This is a genomic window from Streptomyces sp. AB3(2024) (assembly GCF_041862025.1).
GTDB lineage: Bacteria > Actinomycetota > Actinomycetes > Streptomycetales > Streptomycetaceae > Streptomyces.
Genome location: NZ_JBGWAB010000009.1, coordinates 71,674 through 87,237 on the forward strand (window position 1 = coordinate 71,674; position 15,564 = coordinate 87,237).

General features: G+C 73.0%; 17 protein-coding genes. 11 read left to right on the top strand and 6 right to left on the bottom strand.

The genetic code is table 11. From position 1 onward, the window contains the following. Nucleotides 1–44: 44 nt before the first annotated feature. From ACEPPI_RS06305 to ACEPPI_RS06340, 8 genes are all read left to right on the top strand, one after another. On the top strand, nt 45–728 hold the full coding sequence (locus tag ACEPPI_RS06305) for a DedA family protein (protein ID WP_373914231.1): 684 nt from the start codon (nt 45–47) through the stop codon (nt 726–728). Then, complete coding sequence (locus ACEPPI_RS06310; protein ID WP_373914232.1) at nt 725–1,333, top strand: phosphatase PAP2 family protein; 609 nt, start codon at nt 725–727, stop codon at nt 1,331–1,333. Before ACEPPI_RS06305 ends, ACEPPI_RS06310 begins: the two co-directional genes overlap by 4 nt. Then, the gene (locus tag ACEPPI_RS06315; RefSeq protein WP_373914233.1) at nt 1,330–2,007 is read left to right on the top strand and encodes a phosphatase PAP2 family protein; all 678 of its coding nucleotides are present in this window, start codon (nt 1,330–1,332) and stop codon (nt 2,005–2,007) included. The genes ACEPPI_RS06310 and ACEPPI_RS06315 overlap by 4 nt, the downstream gene beginning before the upstream one ends. A 158-nt stretch (nt 2,008–2,165) precedes the next feature. After that, nucleotides 2,166–3,308, top strand: coding sequence for an iron uptake system protein EfeO (gene efeO / locus ACEPPI_RS06320; RefSeq protein ID WP_373914234.1), 1,143 nt, complete (start codon nt 2,166–2,168; stop codon nt 3,306–3,308). 22 nt (nt 3,309–3,330) lie between these two features. Further along, the gene (gene efeU / locus ACEPPI_RS06325) at nt 3,331–4,176 is read left to right on the top strand and encodes an iron uptake transporter permease EfeU (protein WP_373914235.1); all 846 of its coding nucleotides are present in this window, start codon (nt 3,331–3,333) and stop codon (nt 4,174–4,176) included. 31 nt (nt 4,177–4,207) lie between these two features. Beyond that, nucleotides 4,208–4,870, top strand: a complete 663-nt coding sequence (locus tag ACEPPI_RS06330) for a response regulator transcription factor (protein WP_373914236.1) — start codon at nt 4,208–4,210, stop codon at nt 4,868–4,870. After that, nucleotides 4,867–6,252, top strand: coding sequence for a sensor histidine kinase (locus ACEPPI_RS06335; protein ID WP_373914237.1), 1,386 nt, complete (start codon nt 4,867–4,869; stop codon nt 6,250–6,252). The genes ACEPPI_RS06330 and ACEPPI_RS06335 overlap by 4 nt, the downstream gene beginning before the upstream one ends. Nucleotides 6,253–6,440: 188 nt before the next feature. Next, nucleotides 6,441–7,292 carry a hypothetical protein gene (locus ACEPPI_RS06340; RefSeq protein WP_373914238.1) on the top strand — a complete coding sequence of 284 codons (852 nt, stop codon included), beginning with the start codon at nt 6,441–6,443 and terminating at the stop codon, nt 7,290–7,292. Nucleotides 7,293–7,390: 98 nt separating this feature from the next. On the opposite strand, the gene ACEPPI_RS06345 is transcribed toward ACEPPI_RS06340, so the two are convergent. Both ACEPPI_RS06345 and ACEPPI_RS06350 read right to left on the bottom strand, forming a co-directional pair. Continuing rightward, the gene (locus tag ACEPPI_RS06345) at nt 7,391–8,110 is read right to left on the bottom strand and encodes a methyltransferase domain-containing protein (RefSeq protein WP_373914239.1); all 720 of its coding nucleotides are present in this window, start codon (nt 8,108–8,110) and stop codon (nt 7,391–7,393) included. A 236-nt stretch (nt 8,111–8,346) separates the two neighbouring features. Then, the gene (locus ACEPPI_RS06350; protein ID WP_373914240.1) at nt 8,347–9,465 is read right to left on the bottom strand and encodes a serine hydrolase domain-containing protein; all 1,119 of its coding nucleotides are present in this window, start codon (nt 9,463–9,465) and stop codon (nt 8,347–8,349) included. Between the two features lie 159 nt (nt 9,466–9,624). On the opposite strand from ACEPPI_RS06350, the gene ACEPPI_RS06355 reads away from it, so the two are divergent. Then, the gene (locus tag ACEPPI_RS06355) at nt 9,625–10,182 is read left to right on the top strand and encodes a hypothetical protein (RefSeq protein WP_373914241.1); all 558 of its coding nucleotides are present in this window, start codon (nt 9,625–9,627) and stop codon (nt 10,180–10,182) included. A 275-nt stretch (nt 10,183–10,457) separates the two neighbouring features. Here the strand turns inward: ACEPPI_RS06355 and ACEPPI_RS06360 are convergent, their stop codons facing one another. Beyond that, a complete protein-coding gene (locus ACEPPI_RS06360) occupies nt 10,458–10,913 on the bottom strand; it encodes a hypothetical protein (RefSeq protein WP_373914242.1) in 456 nt (151 codons plus the stop codon). A 148-nt stretch (nt 10,914–11,061) separates the two neighbouring features. After that, nucleotides 11,062–11,574 carry a MarR family winged helix-turn-helix transcriptional regulator gene (locus tag ACEPPI_RS06365; protein ID WP_373914243.1) on the bottom strand — a complete coding sequence of 171 codons (513 nt, stop codon included), beginning with the start codon at nt 11,572–11,574 and terminating at the stop codon, nt 11,062–11,064. A gap of 69 nt (nt 11,575–11,643) precedes the next feature. On the opposite strand from ACEPPI_RS06365, the gene ACEPPI_RS06370 reads away from it, so the two are divergent. Both ACEPPI_RS06370 and ACEPPI_RS06375 read left to right on the top strand, forming a co-directional pair. Continuing rightward, complete coding sequence (locus tag ACEPPI_RS06370; protein ID WP_373914244.1) at nt 11,644–12,357, top strand: hypothetical protein; 714 nt, start codon at nt 11,644–11,646, stop codon at nt 12,355–12,357. Nucleotides 12,358–12,362: 5 nt separating this feature from the next. After that, nucleotides 12,363–13,217 carry an SGNH/GDSL hydrolase family protein gene (locus ACEPPI_RS06375; protein WP_373914245.1) on the top strand — a complete coding sequence of 285 codons (855 nt, stop codon included), beginning with the start codon at nt 12,363–12,365 and terminating at the stop codon, nt 13,215–13,217. 198 nt (nt 13,218–13,415) lie between these two features. Here the strand turns inward: ACEPPI_RS06375 and ACEPPI_RS06380 are convergent, their stop codons facing one another. Further along, nucleotides 13,416–13,976, bottom strand: a complete 561-nt coding sequence (locus ACEPPI_RS06380) for a GNAT family N-acetyltransferase (RefSeq protein WP_373914246.1) — start codon at nt 13,974–13,976, stop codon at nt 13,416–13,418. A gap of 229 nt (nt 13,977–14,205) precedes the next feature. Continuing rightward, nucleotides 14,206–15,540, bottom strand: coding sequence for a GH1 family beta-glucosidase (locus ACEPPI_RS06385; RefSeq protein WP_373914247.1), 1,335 nt, complete (start codon nt 15,538–15,540; stop codon nt 14,206–14,208). Nucleotides 15,541–15,564: the final 24 nt, after the last annotated feature.

The window sequence follows — 15,564 nt, forward strand, 5'->3', positions numbered from 1 at the left end:
TCGCACCGGACCCTGTTCCTCTCACCCTATGGGAGCTGTTCGACATGACCTTGCCCGCTCTCGCCGCGGCGTCGCAGGCGCTCGGCCCGCAGGCCGTCAACCCGCTGGACGCCGGTTCCCTCCTGTCGGCCTTCGGCGCCCTCGGCGTCGCGGCCGTCCTCTTCGCGGAGACCGGCCTCCTCGTCGGCTTCTTCCTGCCCGGTGACTCCCTCCTCTTCACCGCGGGCCTGCTCTGCGTGGCGGGCGACCACGGACCGGTCCACCTCTCGCTCCCGCAGGTGCTGTGCGCGGCCGTGGCCGGAGCCCTGCTCGGGGCGCAGACCGGCTACCTCCTGGGACGGCGCGGCGGACGCGCCGTGCTGGCCCGCAGCCGCAGCCGCAAACTCCACGAGGGCGCCGCGAAGGCCGAGGAACTCCTCGACCGGTACGGGCACGCGAAGGCGATCGTCCTGGCCCGCTTCGTGCCGATCGTGCGCACCGTCCTGAACCCGATGGCCGGGGCGCTGAACGTCCCCGCCCGCGTCTTCACGCTCTGGCAGGTGAGCGGCGGGCTCGTGTGGACGGTGGGTCTGGTGCTGGCCGGCTACGCGCTCGGCTCCTCGGTGCCCGATGTCGACCGCTACCTCCTGCCGATCGTCGCCCTCGTCGTACTCGTCTCGCTCACCCCGCTCGCCGTGGAAGTGATCCGCCGGCGCAGCCCCCGCACTTCGAACGGAGGCTCGCATTGAGCCTGCTCGCCCTGGACGGCCCCGCCGTCGACGGACACCTGTACACCCGGCTCACCGGCCTCGCCCAGCGGGCCCCCGGCTGGCTCGACGGCCTGGTCACCGCCTGGTCCGACTACGGCCTCGCCCTCTTCGCCGTACTGATGCTGGCCGCCTGGTGGCGCGCCCGGGCGGCGGCCGACCCGGCGAGGACCGCCGCGGCGCTCGCGGCGCCCCTCGTCGTGGTCCTCGCCTTCCTCGCCGACACCGGCATCAAATCGCTCTTCCGGGAGCAGCGGCCCTGTCAGACCCTGCACGCGGTCACGCTGGAGGCCTGCCCGCCCCTGGGCGACTGGTCGTTCCCCAGCAACCACGCCGCCATCGCCGCCGCGGCGGCCGCGGCCCTCTGGGTCACAGACCGCCGGCTCGCGGCGATCGCGGTGCCGGCGGCACTGCTGATGGCCTTCTCCCGGGTCTGGGTGGGCGCCCACTACCCCCATGACGTCGTCATCGGCCTGGTCGTCGGGGCGGCGATCGCCTGGCTGCTCACCCGTGCGGCCCGGCGCGCGACCCCCCTCGTACAGCGGCTGGGCAGCTCGCCGCTGCGGCCTCTGGTGGCACCCCGATGAGGGCCCCGGCCGCGCGGAGGGCCACCCGCTGGGGCCTGGTCGCAGCGCTGTGCGCAGTCCTGTTCGCCGTGCTGGCCGCTCTGGTCGCGGCCCGCCACGGCAGCCCGTACCCCCTCGACGAGAGCCTGCACCGCTGGTCGGTACAGCACCGCCCCGCCGCCGCGGTCGCCTTCGCGCGGGCCGTCACCACGACCGGGACCGGCCCCGTCCCGTACCTGTGCGCCGTGACCGCGGGGCTCCTCGTGGGCTGGGGCCGGGGCGCGCGCGGCCGGCTGCTGACGGCCGCGGGCGCGCTCGGGTTCCTGCTGCTCGCCCAGGGTCTGCGCTACGCCGTCCTGTACGCGGTGGCCCGGCCGCGTCCGCCCGTTGCCGACCGGGTGACGCACGCGTCCGGCTTCTCCTTCCCCTCCGGTCACACCGCCACCTCGGCGCTCGTGGCCGGTCTGCTGGCCTGGGCGGTGTGGCGCACGGCCTCGCCGGCCGCCGCCCGGCTCTGGTGGGTCCTGTTCGCCTGCTGGGCCGTCACGGTCGGCCTGACCCGCGTCTACCTCGGCGTGCACTGGCCCACCGATGTCCTCGGCGGCTGGCTCTACGCCCTGACCTGGCTCGCCGCCGCCATGGCCGTGGACGCCGGGGTCAGACGGGCCCGGGTGCCCCGAGAGGCCGGTGTGTGAGGGGTGGTGCGCGGCGACACGGCGGGTGGGGGCCGCCGGTGTGCCCGGGTGGCAGACGTGCCGCGCGCCATCGTCTACAGTGCAGTAGACGAAAGGGCAGCCTTGCCTAAGTTGAGGCTTGCCGCGGCTTTGCCGTCCCGCCATGCCTGGGAGTACCCATGTCCTCATCCGCCCGCTCGGTGCTCTTCGCCGCCGCCGGTCTCGCGATAGTCACCGCCACCGTCACGGGGTGTGCCCACAAGAGCGACGACAGCGGGTCCGGCGCCATCAAGGTCAACGCGACGGACAGTGCCTGCGAGGTCTCCAAGACCGAGTTCCCGGCCGGCAAGGTCTCCATCGAGGTCGAGAACAAGGGCTCCAAGGTCACCGAGCTCTACGTCCTCTTCCCGGACGACCGCATCGTCGCCGAGCGCGAGAACATCGGCCCCGGCACCAAGGCCACCATCACCGCCGAGATCAAGGCGGGCGACTACGAATTCGCCTGCAAGCCCGGCATGAAGGGCGACGGCATCCGCACCGAGGTCAAGGCCACCGGCAAGAGCGGCGGCGACAAGCGCAGCCCCGAGCTGGACGCCGCCGTCGCGGCCTACCGCGGCTACGTGCTGGCGCAGGCCGACGACTCCCTCCCCGCGGTCAAGACCTTCACCGACGCCGTCCGCGCCGGTGACGTGGAAGCCGCGAAGCGGGCCTTCGCCCCGTCGCGGCGCGGCTGGGAGCGCACCGAGCCGGTCGCCGAGTCCTTCGGTGACATCGACCCGAAGACCGACGTCCGCGAGGACGGCCTGGAGCCCGGCCAGAAGTGGACCGGCTGGCACCGGCTGGAGAAGTCCCTGTGGGCCGACAACAGGATCGGCGACGAGGAGAAGGCCCTCGCCTCCCAGCTGGACACCGACATCGCCGAGTGGCACAAGCGCGTCGGCACGGCGGAGATCGCCCCCACGTCCATGGCGAACGGCGCCAAGGAACTGCTGGACGAGGTCTCCCGCAACAAGGTGACCGGCGAGGAAGACCGCTACAGCCACACCGACCTGGCCGACTTCAAGGCCAACGTCGAGGGCGCCGAGAAGGTCTACGAGCTCCTGAAGCCCGTCACCGTCAAGAACGACGCGGAGCTGGCCAAGAACCTGGACGCGCAGTTCACCGCGATCAACACGCTGCTGGACAAGTACCGGGCGGACAAGACCGGCTACGACTTCACCGCGTACGACAAGGTCACCGAGGAGCAGCGCAAGGAGCTCTCGGACGGCGTCAACGCCCTCGCCGAACCGCTCTCCAAGCTCGCGGCCGCAGCGGCCGAGTAACCGGCGAAAGGAACCCCACGCCGTGTTCGGCAACTATCTGATCGGCCTGCGCGAAGGGCTGGAAGCCAGTCTCGTCGTCTGCATCCTCATCGCCTACCTGGTCAAGACCGACCACAAGGACAGACTCGCGCCCGTATGGCTCGGCATCGGCCTGGCCGTCACCCTCTCGCTGGCCTTCGGCGCCGTCCTCCAGTTCGGCTCCTCCACCCTCACCTTCCAGGCCCAGGAACTGCTCGGCGGCACCCTGTCGATCATCTCGGTCGGCCTGGTCACCTGGATGGTCTTCTGGATGAAGAAGACCGCCCGCAACCTGAAGTCCGAACTCCAGGGGCAGCTCGACGCCGCGCTCGCCGTGGGCACCGGCGCGCTCGTCTTCACCGCCTTCATGGCCGTCGGCCGGGAAGGGCTGGAGACCTCGCTGTTCATCTGGACGGCCGTCCAGGCCACCGGCGACGGCATCCGCCCCCTGATCGGCGCGGTCCTCGGGCTCCTGACCTCGGTCGTGCTGGGCTGGCTGTTCTACCGCGGCGCCCTGAAGATCAACCTGGCGAGGTTCTTCACCTGGACCGGAGCCATGCTGGTCGTGGTCGCGGCAGGAGTCCTCGCGTACGGCTTCCACGACCTCCAGGAAGGCGGTTTCCTGCCCGGCCTGCACACCCTCGCCTTCGACATCAGCACGACCATCCCCTCGGACAGCTGGTACGGGACCCTCCTCAAGGGCGTGTTCAACTTCCAGCCCAACCCGACCGTCCTCCAGGTCACCGCGTGGTGCCTCTACCTCGTCCCGGTGATGGCGCTCTTCCTCGCACCCGCACGCAGCACCACTCCCGCCGCCGGCGCGGAGGCGAAGACGGCGAAGGCCGGCTGAACCCCGCCCTCCCCATGGAACCGAGGCCCGCATGAGCCGACACGTCCTGGTCGTCGAGGACGACCACCGGCTGCGCGACGTCCTGCTGCGCGGCCTGCGCGAGGAGGGTTTCGAGACCACCCCCGCGCAGGACGGCGCGGCGGCCCTGCGGCTGGCCGTGGCCGACATCGACGCCGTCGTCCTGGACATCGGCCTGCCCGACGCGGACGGCCGCGACGTGTGCCAGGCGCTGCGCGCCAACGGGTTCGACCGCCCGGTGATCTTCCTGACCGCACGTCATCACCTCACCGACCGGCTCAGCGGGTTCTCCGCGGGAGGCGACGACTACCTCGCCAAGCCCTTCCACCTCGCCGAACTCGCCGCCCGCCTGAGGGCCGCCGTCAAACGCAGCCCCCGGGCCGCTCCCGTCGCCGGGGGAGAGGTGGTACTGGACGCCGTCCGCCACACCTGCACCGTACGGGGCGTACCCCTGGGCCTGACCCCGACCGAATTCCGGATCCTGGCCGCCCTGCTGGCCGCCGCGGGGGACCTCGTCCCCCGGCGGGACCTGGTCCGCGCCGGCTGGCCGGAAGGCGCCCAGGTCAGCGACAACACCCTCGACCAGTACCTGACCCGGCTGCGCCGCAAACTGCGGGAGGCCGGCAGCTCCCTCGCCCTCGCCACCTCGCGGGGCGTGGGGCACCGGCTGTCATGAGAGTGCTCCGGGACGCGGCGCGGCCGGCCACCCTGCGCGGACGGCTCTCCCTGCTCGCGGTCGCGACCGCCGCCTTCGTCATGGCGGTGTTCACCATCGCCTTCAACGCGTTCGTGCACCAGCACCTGGCCCGCCAGGCGGACGACCAGCTACGGGCCCGCGCCTCCGCCATCGCCGCCACCATCGACACCGGCGGCCCCGTACTGCGCGTACTGGAGACCCCGCAGGAGGACCTCCTCGACACCAACGCCTGGATCTACCAAGGGACGAGCCTGGTCGAGCAGCCCCCCGCCGCCGGGGCGAACAGCCCCGTCACCCGCGCGGCCGCCCGCCTCGCGGCACAGGGCGGCGCCCGGTGCGCCACCGCCTCGCACGCCGGGGTGCAGATCCGGCTCTGCGCCCGGCCGGTACCGCCCTCGCCGGACGGCGGCGGCCCGATGCGGACCGCGACCGTGGTCACCGCGCTCGACCTCACCCCGTACCGCGCATCCGGCGACACCCTGCTGATGGCCTCCCTGGCCCTGGACACCGTCATGCTCCTGTGCACGTACGCGGTGACCCGCTTCGCCGTCGGCCGGGCCCTGCGGCCCGTCCGGACGATGACCGACCAGGCCGCCCGATGGAGTGCGACCGCCTCCGAAGAGCGCTTCAGCGGTGCGCCCCGGCCCGCCGAACTCGCCCGGCTGGGTGCCTCGCTGGACGCCTTCCTCGACCGGATCCGGGCCGCCCTGCGCCACGAACAGCAGCTCACCAGCGAGCTGTCCCACGAACTGCGCAACCCGCTGGCCACCATCGTCGCCGAACTCGACTGGTGGCAGGCCCGCCCCCGCGGCGAGGACGAGACGCGCACCGCACAGCGGGCCATCGGTGATGCGGCCCGCAGCATGCGGACCATCTGCGACACCCTCCTCGCCGAAGCCCGCGAGGGCGCCGGCGGGGCGCCCGGCACCACCGCCGTGCTCCCCGTACTGAACGCCCTTGCCGACCGCACCGACCCGGCCGTCGTCCCGGTCCGTGTCGTATGCGCGGAGGAGGACGGGGAACTGACGGCCGGGGTGCCCGCCGCCGTCCTGGAGCGGATCGTCAGCCCCTTGCTGGACAACGCGCTGCGCTACGCGGCGACAGCGGTCCACCTCCGTGCCTTCCGGGAACCGGGCCGTGTCCGCATCGAGGTGGGCGACGACGGCCCCGGCGTTCCCGAAGGCTTCCGCGCCCACCTGTTCCGGCCCGGCCGCCGGGCCGATCCGGGCGACGGCCATGACGGGGCGGGCCTGGGACTGCCGCTCGCCCGGCGCCTGGCCCGCTCCGCGGGCGGGGAGGCGGAACTCGGCGAACCGGGCGGCGGGGGAGCGGTGTTCGTGGTCAGGCTGCCGGCCGGCTGACCCCCTTCCGGTCGGCGGCGTCCGCGGGCCCCCGCCCGGGTGGCGGGGAGCCGAGCAGTTTCGTCTACAGTTGTGTAGACATTGGTTCGGGTGGCCGGCCGGCTCCGGGATGCCCGGTTGCCGACGCCTGCCCGCACACCGGCATCAGCGGCACGGCGCCCCAGTCGGCGCCGGGAGGGTGGACGTCGATGGCAAGGGTAGAGACGGACAGCAGGACGGCGGCACGGCGGACTCCGCGCGTGCCCGGGCAGGGGGAGTCCCACCACGCCCGACCGGGGGCGGCCCTCTCGAAGGTCCCCGAGGTCACCGCCTGGTTCTGGACGGTGAAGATCCTCACCACCGGCATGGGGGAGACCGCCTCCGACTTCCTGGCCCGGACACTGGGCCCCGTCCCGGCCGGCTGCCTCGGACTCGCCGGACTGGCCTCGCTGCTGATCCTCCAGTTCTGGTCGGCGCGCTACCGGCCGTGGCTCTACTGGTCGGCGATCGTCATGGTCAGCGTCTTCGGCACGATGGCCGCGGACGTCGTCCACGTCATCGCCGGCATTCCCTACACGGTGTCGGCCGTCGGCTTCAGCCTCGCCCTCGCAGCCGTCCTGACCCTCTGGTACGCCTGCGAGCGGACCCTCTCCATCCACAGCATCCACACCACCCGCAGGGAGTTGTTCTACTGGGCGACGGTGCTCACCACCTTCGCCCTGGGCACCGCGGTCGGCGACCTCACGGCCGGCACCCTGAACCTGGGCTACCTGCCCTCCGGGTTCCTCTTCGCGGCCCTGATCGCCCTGCCGGTGCTGTGCCGCCGCTTCCTCGGGCTGAACGCGGTGGCCGCGTTCTGGGCCGCGTACATCCTCACCCGGCCGCTGGGCGCCTCGTTCGCGGACTGGATGGGCGTCCCCGCCACGCGTGACGGGCTCGGGTGGGGGACCGGCGCGGTCAGCCTCGCCCTGCTGCTCCCGATCGCCGCACTTGTCGGATACCTCCAGGTGAGCCGCGCCGACACGCCCGTTGCCCCGGCTCCCGCCGCGCAGGCCGGCTGAGCCGCCCGGGGGCGGCGCGCAACGCCGCCCTTGCCGCACCACTCCATGACAGGTGCACCCGGGAGGCCGACGTACCGGGCCGTCGGCGGGCCGCCGGGTCAGGGGCGCCCGGCGACGAACCAGCGGGCCGGGAGTTCCACCGGCGAGCCGTCGGGGCAGGTCTCGCTCATGGCGAGGGCTGTCGTGCCCTCGTCGAGGACGGTGAGGCCTGCCGCGCGCAGCAGGGCGGCGACCTCGCCCTCGGCGACTTCGCCGGGGCGCAGGTCGTGCTCCTTGACGCGGCGCAGCTTGGGGGAGGGGCCGCCGGGCCGGGCGGCGAGGGCGGCGATGACGTCCTTGGCCCCGCCGGTCGGTTCCAGGACGAGGGCGCGGCCGTGCGCGCCGACCAACCGGGCGACCGCGGCGGCCACCGAGGGGCGGTCCTGCGGGTCGCTCTGGTGCAGGACCGCCCGCATGTAGACGTTGGCGTCGCCGAGGCGCTCATGCAGGTCGCGGGCCTGGACCGGGTCGGCGAGGTTGAGCTGTTCGTACGCGGCCGCGCCGTCCGGGTCGGCGCGGCGGGCGTGGGCGACGGCGGCGGCGGAGAGGTCGACGCCGACGGCGCGGGCGAAGCGGGTGGCGAGGAAGCGGGTCTGGGTGCCGTTGCCGCAGCCGAGGTCGGCGACCGGCAGGCAGTGGTCGGCGTACGGGGCGAGGTGGTCCAGGTCGCGCTGCGCCGTCAGGGCCGGGTCCGCGTCCCAGAAGGGCTCGCCCGGTTCACCGGAGCTCTGCTCCCAGTAGCCGTCCCAAGAGGTGCGGTAGCGGTCGGACACGGTCATGGAGGACTCCTCGCGGTGTGCGGCGTACGGCGTGCGTGTTCGGTGTGCGGCGGTGGTGCATCGGGTTCCGCCGTGCCTGCTGGCTACCCGGCAGGCGACCGCCCCAGCCTCGCGGGGATGTTCGAAAGGGCGCTCATGCCGCCCGCGCGGCCGCGCTCGCGCAGCGAGATGCGGTTGCCGTCCGGATCCGACGTCTTGCCGCGGACGCCGAATCCGTGGTCCTCCGGCTCCGGCCGTCAGTCTGCGAGAGCGGCGTTGACGAGCGCCTTGATGTACGGGAGGTCGTTGCCGGTACCCGTCGGGTTCAGGGAGTACACCAGGCGGTGCCGCAGGTCGCGGGTGGCGAAGAAGCCGTTGTCCCAGCCGGGGCGGGACCCGGTCTTGCCCCATGCGTACTCCTCGTTCGCGAGCTTGTAGCGCATGAGTCCGCCCACGCTGTAGCAGGCCCCCTGCCCGAAGCAGTTCTTGTTGTCGGCGGCACTCTTCACCGTCGGTACCTCGAACACCAGCTTCTGCTGGGCGGGCGGAAGCAGGCGGCCCCGGAACAGCGCGGTGAAGAAGCGGTCCAGGTCGGCGGCGGTGGAGATGAGGCCTCCCTCGGCCCACGGGTACGGACTCTGCTCGGTCACGTCCTGCCCGCCGACGTACACCTGCGCGTGGGGCGAGGGGATCGTCGGGTCATCGGCGGCCGGCAGGCCGGTGTGGCGCAGTTGCAGCGGCCGGATGATCCTGCGTTCCAGTTCGTCGCCGAAGGGGCGGCCGGTGACCTTTTCCACGATCAGTCCGAGGACCAAGGAGTTGAGCCCGTTGTACTGCTGCTCGGAACCGGGTGCGGGCGGCGCGTCGGTGGCTGCGGCGAACGAGTCGCGAAGGCTGTCTCGGGGTGTCACGGACCTGAACTGCCAGCCGGGTCCGTCGGCGGGGGAGGGGGTCGGGGCGGGTTTGGGCAGGCCGCTCGTGTGGTCGAGGAGCCGGCGCACGGTGACGCGGTCGTACGCCTCGGGCACTGTCTCGGGGACGTACCGGCGTGCCGGCGCGTCGAGGTCGATCCGTTGTTCGGCGACGAGTTGGAGCACCACGGTATTGGTGAACACTTTGGTGACACTGCCGATCCGGACGTGCGCGTCGGCGGTGACGGGCCCGGCAGTGGCGCCCACGCCATCCCGTCTGATCAGCGCGCCCGCGACGACATCGTCCGGCAGGTGGTCGAGGATGTCCTGGACGGTGGGGTTCGCGGACGCCGGGGTGCTGGAAGCGGGTGTGGCGGCGGCCGTGGCGGCGGCCGTGGGCAGCGCCGCGGCGGCAGTGAGAGCGGCGGCCAGAGCCAGGCTGGTGACGGCGAGGCGGACGGGCATCGAAGTTCCTCCGAGTGACGCTGACGGGACCTGGTGACCACGCCAACACTGCTGTACACAAAGCTCGTTGCCATCAGTGATCACCCTGACTGCAACCCTGGACCACCCCTGAAGGACCCGCCCCGCCGCAGGGACGGGTTCGGCGGGCAGGATGGGGTGGTGAGCTTCACCGTGCATGCCCGCCGCGTCCGTGACGAGCGTCTGAGCCCTGCCCGGCGCGGCGCCGCCCTGGGCAGTGCCATCGTCTTGTACGGCCCCTTCGGCTTCACCTGGACCCGCTCGTACCTGGGCCTGTTCGGGGATACCCGCCGGGACCCGCGGGCCATGGTGAGGGCTTTGGAGGCGCTGGAACGCAGTCGGAACGCACGTCGCGCCGAGTGGGCGGAGTTCTCCCGCCGCCGGACCATCGAGAAGCACGAGGCGCACCGGCGCACGCCGACGGCAGCCGACCGGGCCTGGATGGCGGCCCCCCGATGGCCCGGCCCGGACCTGCACCATGCACACCGGGCCATGGTGCTGCGGTGGTCGTGCCTGCCCGTCCCCCCGCCCGCGGAGCTGCGCCGTGAGGGGCTGACGACCTGGACCGGGCCGTTACCGCCCAGGTCGACGCCTACCTGGCGGCGGACCGGCCGAACCCCGAGGCGGCAGCGGTCCTGGGTGCACTCCTGCCCCGGCTGCGCCAGGCTGCGGCGTCCACGCGCGGCACGCGGACCGTGAGCCGGTTGGAAGCGCGCGCGGACCGGTTGCGCATGACGGCCGAACTCGTCCTCTGGGACCGTCCCCCCACCTGACCACCCCACCGGTGGGACCCGGTCGCGGGCCCCGCAGGTCGCCCATGACGGCACCCACGACGGTGCCGGCCCGGTCGTCCTCGCCGTCCCCGTACGCCCTGGCGTTGTCGCGGTCACCGCTGCACGCCAGTGCCATGCCGCCGGGCCCGGGCTCCTGGCGTGCGGCGGCGTCAAGAACGAGCGGCCCTCGCGGGGGGACGGTCAGAAGCTCCAGCTGTAGAGGCCGCCACCCGTGTTCGCCGCAGACGCCGCGAGGCGGGCGACGCCCCGCAGGACCGCAAGGAGATCATCGTCGGTCATATCGTCGCCGTCCTCGGACCGGAGCCGCGCAATCCAGCGGCCTGCGAGCTCTTCGAGCTCGGCGGAACTCGCTGTGCCGAGCGCTCGGGTCAGCCGCTTCGGCAGGGCGAACACCTCGACGCCATCGTTCAAGGGGGCGGTGACCCACTCCGGCCACGGCCGCCACGCATAGAGCCGCTCAAGCGGCGGGGCCTCGGCCGAAGGCGCCTCGAAGTACATGTCCCACTCGGCGATGGCACTGTCCGGCTCAACAAAACGGCAGGTCACAGACTTGAAGTCCTCGCCGGGTCCCCGCAGGCGCGTCGAGGCGGCCGTCTCGTCGTCAGGGGCGAGGAAGAACACTATGTCGTGGGCCATCCGAGCATGATGGCAGCCCGCGGCAGACGGGTGCTGCGCAGTCGGTCTCAGCCGTCTCGATGACCCGGCGGCGACCATCGACCGTGATCCACCCGGCCGCGAACAACAGGTTGTTACGACGGCCCTGCGCGCACGTGAGGAGCGGGATTCAGCCGCGGTTGCGGTAGCCGGGGTGGACTCCCGCAGGCAGCTCCTGTTCGGCGGCGACGCGTTCGAGGAGGTCGAGGAGGTGCCTGCGCTGCTCCGGGTCGAGGGCGGCGAGCAGGGCGTCCTCGTGGGCCGCGGCCGCGCGGGAGACCGCGCGGAGCGTGCGTCCGCCCTCCGCCGTGAGGTGGAGTTCGTGGTTGCGGCGGTCCTCGGCGCTGCGCCGCCGTTCGACGAGATCCTTGCCCTCCAGACCGTCGATGAGCGTGACGACCCGACTCGGTACGACGCCCAGTTGCTCCGCGAGGGCCCGCTGGCTGCGCCCCGGCTGCCCGGCGACCATGCGCAGCAGTCCGACGTCCGCCGGGGTCAGTCCCAGGTGGCCGACGCGTTCGGCGAAGCGTCCGGCGGCGTGCGCGCCGATCTGGGCGAGGAGGAACGCGGCTCCGCGCGGCCCGGTGGCCGGGGCCGGGGCCGGGGCGGGATCCGTCGTATGTGGTTGCCGGGGACTGTTCACCCACCTATCGTAAGCCAGGAGCAATGATTCTCATCAGTGAACGATTGACTTGAGAGAACGGATTCTGCCGTGACCGCCATCCCAGAGACCGCCCCTGCCGAGACGCGCGGCCGCCGCGACCCGCAGGCCGGGCCGCCGCCCGGCATCCTCGCCGTGGTCTTCACCGCCCTCTTCGTCGCCGGGCTCGTGTCCAGCACCCTCCTCGCGGGTGGGGACCCCTTCCCCTCGCCCTTCGGCTCCACCGACACCGTGACCTCCTACTTCCGCGACCACACCGGCGCGGTCCGCCTCTCCGGGGCCCTGCAGTTCGCGGCCTCGGTGCCGCTCGCGATCTACGCCGCGACCGTCTCGGCGCGGCTGCACAAGCTCGGGGTCCGCGCCCCCGGCGCCACGATCGCCCTCGCCGGGGGCGTCCTCGGCTCGGCCTTCCTCGCCTGCTCCGGGCTGGTCACCTGGGTGCTGTCGCGGTCCGAGGTGGCCGCTCACGCCGAACTCGTACGGCCCCTGCAGTACCTGGCCTTCGGACTCGGCGGGCCCGCCCACGTCGTCTTCCTGGGGCTGCTGGTCGCCGGGATCGCCGTACCGGGGCTGCTCGCCGGCCTGCTGCCCCGCGCCCTCGCCGTGGCGGGCCTGGTCATCGCGACGGTCGCCGAACTGTCCACGCTGGTCCTGCTGGCCGACGGCGCCGCCCTGCTGCTGCCGGTCGCCCGGTTCGCCGGTCTGCTGTGGCTGATCGCGGCCGGGTTCCTGCTGCCGCGCCGCCGTGTCCGTACGGAGGGCTGACCGCCATGACGGACGACACCACCGCCCCCGCCCACGACCCGGCGGAACGAATGCTCCGCTTCCACCAGCCCGAGAAGCTCCTGCGCCACCTCGGCCCGGCTCCCGACGAGGCCGTGCTCGCGGCCCTGTTCGGGCTCGACGAGGCCGGCTACCGGATCCGCCTGGACCGGTTCGAAGAGCGGAACCGAGCGGCCGCCGCCGCGCTCTCGGCCGCACCGGGGGCGGCCGCACGCCTGGCCGGGCTGCCGTTCCGGCCGGGCGAGCACGTCGTGGCCGTCGGGGAGAGCACCACCGCCGACCGGCTCTCCTGGTTCGAGATCCTGCGGCACCTGCTCCCGGAGGGCGTCCGCTGCACCAACCTGGCCCTGTCCGGGAGTACGACGACCCAAGCCCTGGCGAACATCCCGCTGCTCGCGTTCCAGCGCCCCGACTGGGTGCTGTGCATGCTGGGGGCGAACGACGTCCAACGACTGGACGGGGTCCCGCTGGTCGCCGCCACCGAGACCCGCCGCGCCCTGCGGGCCCTGCGCGACCTGACGGTCCGCCGGACCGGGGCCCGGTGGATCTGGCTCACCCCGACCGGCGTCGATCCCGGGCGGGTCGCGCAGTACGCGCACTTCCGCAGGGCGGGGCTCACGTGGGCCGCGGAGGACCTCGACGCCCTCGCCGAACTGCTGCTCGCGGAGCCCGGGATCACGGTCGACACCCGGGTCGCCGCGCACGGCCACGTGGAGGAGGACGGCCTCCACCTCACCCCCGGCGGTCAACAACGCGTCGCGGCGGTCGTGCTCGACGCGCTCGGGCGGGTACCGGTCCGGGCACAGGACCTCGCCCCCGGTTCGGTAGCGCCACGGGGGTGACCGGGCGGTCCGCCGTCCGACCGGGGCGGGCGTGCGGGGCTCCATCTCCGCACCCCGCTCCGAGGTCCCGGTAGGGCGCGCCTCTTTCGGGAGGGAGGGCACAGGGCCGTGTCCACCACGGCCAGGAGGGTCGCGGCAGCGGTCTCCGTGGTCGGGGTCCCGTTGACCATGACGGTCACCCGGCGCCGGTACGGACGGCTATCGAGCCCGTGCCCATACCTCCCGGGTGAGCTCGTACTCGACCTCGCCGTGCTCGGAACCCCCGATCGCCTCCGGCCAGTCCCCGGTGAAGCTCCGCAGGAAGGACAGCCCCGACTTCTCCATGACGCGCCGGGAACCGGTGTTGACGGCCATCGTGTTCGCCGTGACCCGCTCGACCCGCAGGTCCGTGAACCCCTTGCGGATCAGGGCCCGGGATCCCTCCGTGGCGTACCCGCGCCCCCAGGCCGCCCGGTTCAGCCGGTAGCCGAGTTCGACCACGGCGGGGCTGTGCTCCTCCAGCGGACGGAACTCGAACCAGCCCAGGAAGGTGCCCGTGGTCTTCTCCAGCGCGGCCCGGTATCCGCGGGCTCCCCAGCACGGGTGGTCGTGCAGGAGTCGCGGCAGGACCCGCGTCTCGATCGCCTGACGGCTGGTGGGGCGCCCGCCGTTGATGAAGCGCATGACCTCGGGGTCGCTGTCCAGGGCGAGCAGGTGATCGGTGTCGGCCGCCGTGAACGCGCGCAGGACGAGCCGGTCGGTCTCCAGGAAGTTGGCCATGCCGCGATCCTCGTCACGGCCGGGCGGGCCTGCCACCGGTATTACCGCCCGCAGCCGGATACGGGGACCGCCCCGCCCGCAGCAGGCCGCAGGGAGGGATGGGGGTGGACACCTCGATACGCCGATGACACCGCACCGGCGCAGCCGCCGCAAGGGATCGTGGAACCGGCAGATCCGGCGCGAACGGCACCACGCGGCGCCGGTGAGGCACCGGCTGCCGGCGGGCGGCTCAGCCGCGCTGGGCGCGGATGAGGTCGCGGTACCAGGCGAAGGACGCCTTCGGGGTGCGGACCTGGGTGTCGTGGTCGACGTGGACGAGGCCGAAGCGCTGGTGGAAGCCCTCTGCCCATTCGAAGTTGTCCATCAGGGTCCAGGTGAAGTAGCCGCGGACGTCCACCCCCTGTGCCACGGCGGCGTCGACGGCCCGGAGGTGGGAGTCCAGGTAGTCGATGCGGTCGAGGTCGGGGACGGTGCCGTCCGCGGTGACCACGTCCTCCACCGAACAGCCGTTCTCGGTGATGTAGACCGGAGGGAGGGCCGGGTAGCGCTCCTTGAGGCCGACGAGCAGTTCCCGCAGGCCGTCGGGGACGACGGGCCAGTCGAAGGCGGTGCGGCGGTAGCCCTCGATGGGAGCCTCTTCGAACGGCAGGCCCTCCGACGTCGGAGCCTGGATGCGCGTCGGGTTGTAGTAGTTGATGCCGAGCGCGTCCAGCGGGGCCGAGATCAGTTCGAGGTCGCCGTCCCGGACGGAGCCGCCGAGGGTGGCGTCCGCGCCGTAGGCGGACAGGTCGGGGTAGGTGCCCGTGAGGAGCGGGTCGTTGAACAGGCGGTTGTGGAGGTTGTCGTAGGCCTGCGCGGCGGCGCGGTCGGCGGGGGCGTCCGAGGCGGCCCAGACCGGGGTGCAGTTGTTGGCGATCATGACCTGGAGGCCGCGTGCCCGCAGCTCCCGCAGCGCGAGGCCGTGGGCGAGCAGTTGGTGGTGGACCACCGGCAGGCAGTCCAGGAACAGGGTGCGGCCCGGCGCGTGGACGCCGAGGCCGTAGCCCCAGACCGCGTGGATGAACGGCTCGTTGAGCGTGATCCACTTCTGGACGCGGTCGCCCAGCCGGTCGGCCACGACGGCGGTGTACTCGGCGAAGCGGTACGCGGTCTCGCGGTTCAGCCAGCCGCCCTCGTCCTCCAGGCCCTGCGGGAGGTCCCAGTGGAACAGGGTCGGGACGGGTTCGACGCCGCGTGCGAGCAGGCCGTCGACCAGCCGGTCGTAGAAGTCCAGGCCCCGGAGGTTGACCGCGCCCCTGCCGGTCGGCCGGATCCTGGGCCAGGCGATGGAGAAGCGGTAGCCGGTGAGGCCCGCTTCGGCCATCAGCGCCAGATCCTCCTCGTACCGGTGGTAGTGGTCGCAGGCCACGTCACCGGTGTGCCCGTCGCGGACCGTACCGGTGCGGGCGGTGAAGGTGTCCCAGACCGACGGTCCGCGGCCGTCCTCCTCGGTGGCGCCCTCGATCTGGAAGGACGCCGTCGAGGCACCCCAGACGAAGTCCGCCGGCAGATGGTCCAGCCTCATCTCCTGCAACCTCCCAAAATGTGA

Coding starts and splice junctions, on each gene's coding strand:
- ACEPPI_RS06305 (WP_373914231.1), top strand. CDS start 45: ATGACCTTGCCCGCTCTCGCCGCGGCGTCGCAGGCGCTCGGCCCGCAG.
- ACEPPI_RS06315 (WP_373914233.1), top strand. CDS start 1,330: ATGAGGGCCCCGGCCGCGCGGAGGGCCACCCGCTGGGGCCTGGTCGCA.
- efeO (WP_373914234.1), top strand. CDS start 2,166: ATGTCCTCATCCGCCCGCTCGGTGCTCTTCGCCGCCGCCGGTCTCGCG.
- ACEPPI_RS06330 (WP_373914236.1), top strand. CDS start 4,208: ATGAGCCGACACGTCCTGGTCGTCGAGGACGACCACCGGCTGCGCGAC.
- ACEPPI_RS06335 (WP_373914237.1), top strand. CDS start 4,867: ATGAGAGTGCTCCGGGACGCGGCGCGGCCGGCCACCCTGCGCGGACGG.
- ACEPPI_RS06340 (WP_373914238.1), top strand. CDS start 6,441: ATGGCAAGGGTAGAGACGGACAGCAGGACGGCGGCACGGCGGACTCCG.
- ACEPPI_RS06345 (WP_373914239.1), bottom strand. CDS start 8,110: ATGACCGTGTCCGACCGCTACCGCACCTCTTGGGACGGCTACTGGGAG.
- ACEPPI_RS06350 (WP_373914240.1), bottom strand. CDS start 9,465: ATGCCCGTCCGCCTCGCCGTCACCAGCCTGGCTCTGGCCGCCGCTCTC.
- ACEPPI_RS06360 (WP_373914242.1), bottom strand. CDS start 10,913: ATGGCCCACGACATAGTGTTCTTCCTCGCCCCTGACGACGAGACGGCC.
- ACEPPI_RS06375 (WP_373914245.1), top strand. CDS start 12,363: ATGACGGACGACACCACCGCCCCCGCCCACGACCCGGCGGAACGAATG.
- ACEPPI_RS06380 (WP_373914246.1), bottom strand. CDS start 13,976: ATGGCCAACTTCCTGGAGACCGACCGGCTCGTCCTGCGCGCGTTCACG.
- ACEPPI_RS06385 (WP_373914247.1), bottom strand. CDS start 15,540: ATGAGGCTGGACCATCTGCCGGCGGACTTCGTCTGGGGTGCCTCGACG.